The sequence below is a fragment of the Steroidobacter sp. genome (assembly GCF_016790065.1).
In the GTDB taxonomy this organism is placed as follows: Bacteria; Pseudomonadota; Gammaproteobacteria; order Steroidobacterales; family Steroidobacteraceae; genus Steroidobacter.
In genome coordinates this window covers 1-2,774 of record NZ_JAEUPY010000905.1, presented here as the reverse complement: position 1 = coordinate 2,774, position 2,774 = coordinate 1, and the positions used below count along the sequence as shown (strand labels likewise).

Below are 2,774 nucleotides of genomic sequence, written 5' to 3'. Positions count from 1 at the left end.
CAAGGATCTGTCGGTGGAGTGGAAGTTGGCTGTTCCTATGCCAGGCAGCGCTCGCCGACATGCCGCCGCTGCCCATGGCCCACCCCGGCGATACAGCCTCGGTCATGCAAGCCACTTTGTATCTCGATCTCAGTGTCAACGGCGTACCGCTGGGCTCCGTCGTCCCGGTCCAGCAGAGTGGCGAAGAACTGCGTGTGCGCAGCGACGACCTGCGCGCAGCCGGTGTGAATGTTTCGATGCTGGCGGGCGCGAATGCGCCCTGGTTGCCGCTCGATCCGGCATCCGGCATCCGCCACCGCTACGATCCCAATGCGCTGTTGTTGGAACTCACGGTGCCACCTGAATGGCTGGCCGCGCAGCACTTGGACGAAACGTCGCGTAGCACGCATCACGCGAGCAGCAGTACCGGGCTCGCACTGAACTATGCCGTCCACGTCATCGAGGGCGAAGACCAACCTACCATCGCCTCGCTCTGGACCGAGCAGCGGATGTTCGGTGCTGCTGGGGTGTTCACCAACACGGGCTTGCATCGCCACGCCGATGCGGGTGGCAGTGAGGCTTGGTCGCAGCTTGGCGCCCGCCAGCGCGGCTATGTTCGCTTCGACACAGCCTGGTCCAGTTCCAACGAGCAGCAGCTGCATAGCTGGACAGTCGGCGATCTGGTCACCTCGGCGCAGACCTGGAGTGCACCGGCACGCATCGCCGGTATCAAGCTGTCGCGCGACTTCCGTCTCCGGCCTGACTTGATCACCTATCCGTTGCCGCAATTCTCAGGCCAGGCCGCAATTCCATCCACGCTCGACTTGTTCATCAACGGTCAGCGGGCGCGCTCCGAACAGCTGCGCCCGGGTCCATACACGATCAGCAGCGTGCCACTGGTCACCGGCGCGGGAGAAGCAACGCTGGTTACGACCGATGCCCTCGGCAAGCAAGTGACCGCGACGCTGCCTTTTTATGCGAGCAGCGAATTGCTACGGCAAGGGCTGGCCGACTACTCGCTCAGCCTGGGAACGATGCGGCGTGATTACGGGTTTGAGAATTTTTCCTATGAGCGTTTCGCCGGCGCCGGTTCGCTACGGTATGGCCTGACTGACGCGCTGACGCTCGAGAGCCAGGCCGAAATCGCGACCACGGCCGTCGGCAACTTCGGCTTGCTAGGCCTCGGCACCGTGATGACTGTCGGTACGCTGGGATTGGTGAATGGCTCGTTGAGCCGCAGCGCCAACTACGGCGCCCAGGGGTGGCAGTATTCCTTCGGCTATCGGTACGCGAATCGCGGCTTCAATGTCGGCTACCAAGGAACGCGCAGCACGCGCCATTTCTCGACGCTGGCGAATGCTGATGTTGGTGGCAATCTATCCGGCGCCGTGAATATCGACATCATCACGGTCGGCTCGTCGCTGGCTCGCATCGGCAGTGCGGCCATCAGCTTCATACGAGTGCAGCCGATGGGGGGCACGCCGGCACGGCTGTTGAATGTTTCCTATGTGAATACTCTGTCAGGCGCGCTCAGCCTGCGAATCGGTGCGAGCCGCGATTTGCAGCGTCGCGAGGGAGCAGTTACCGCGCAGTTGTTTGCCTCCTTCGGTCGGGGCGGGAACCTCACGGTCGGCACGCAGCAGGACGCTTCGTCGAGCGAATACGTCCAATACTCTCGCAGCGTGCCGTCACAGGGAGGCATGGGTTGGAATTTCGGTCATGCGAGCGGTGCCGACGATCACTCGTTCACCGATGCAAGCCTGGCGTGGAGCGGTCCGTATGCGCGTGCCGAGAGCGGCATCGTCTCCTTCGGCGAACAGGACACTCGCTGGGCGGACTTGCGAGGCTCGTTGCTGATGATGGGCAACGAAGTATTTGCTGCGCGCCAGGTCAGCGATGCTTTCGTCGTCGTTTCCACGGATGGGATCGGCGGCGTGCCGGTTCGCTACGAGAACCAATTGGTCGGCTACACCAATCGGCGCGGCCGGCTGCTGGTTCCTTGGGTCACTTCGCATTACGCCGCGAAGTTCAGCATCGATCCCGTCGATTTGCCGCTGGATGTTGCAGTCGCCGATACGGAGCAGCGTCTCGTGGTGAAGCGGCGCAGCGGCGCGCTGTTGAATTTCGATACGCGACGTTTGACTGCCGCGCTGATCAAGCTGGTGGACCCCGCAGGTCTAGTCCTGCCGGTCGGTAGCCAGGCGCTGGAGGAACATTCCGGCCAAGTCGGCACGGTGGGCTACGACGGCCTGGTGTACTTCGAGGATCTGCCCCCTCAGGCTGAGATCGAGGTGCAGCGGCCAGACGGCAGCCGCTGCCGTGCCGACGCCGTTCTGTCACAACCTGCACCTGCTCTCGCGCAACTGGGTCACGTGACATGCGAGGACGTGCGATGAGCTTCGCCGGCAAGCGCCTCGCCTGGTTGCGCATCCTGTCGATGGTTGCCTGTGCCGCGACCTGGCCGGATGAGGCTGCCGCATGCACGACGATCAGCACTACCTTGATCGACCTGGGCAGCAAGACTTCGTTCGAAGCAGCTACCGCGCAAGCCGGCGCGGGCTCGGGCAGTAGCGGACTGACGTGCAGCGGCATACTCGGTTTGCTGTCCAGTCAATACATCTTCCTATCGGTGGACTCGAAAAGTGCCGGCCTGGTGAACCCGGTCAGCGGCGACAGCATTCCCTTCGACGTGATTACTACGCCCGGTGGCGTACCGCTCGCGGCGGGTTCGATCTCGGGAAATCTCGCCGCTGCGAGCCTACTGAGCCTGGGCGGTAGCAACGGCCAGGTGCAAC

The 2,774-nt window shown here is 63.2% G+C and carries 1 protein-coding gene and 1 pseudogene; both read left to right on the top strand.

What is annotated here, in order from left to right; genetic code table 11:
• The coding region (locus JNL55_RS36235) for a fimbria/pilus outer membrane usher protein (protein WP_293866628.1) at positions 1-2,375 on the top strand (2,375 nt) is incomplete at its 5' end.
• Positions 2,372-2,774 (top strand): annotated as a pseudogene (locus tag JNL55_RS36230) (hypothetical protein); the annotation flags it as partial. The gene JNL55_RS36235 and the pseudogene JNL55_RS36230, both read left to right, overlap by 4 nt.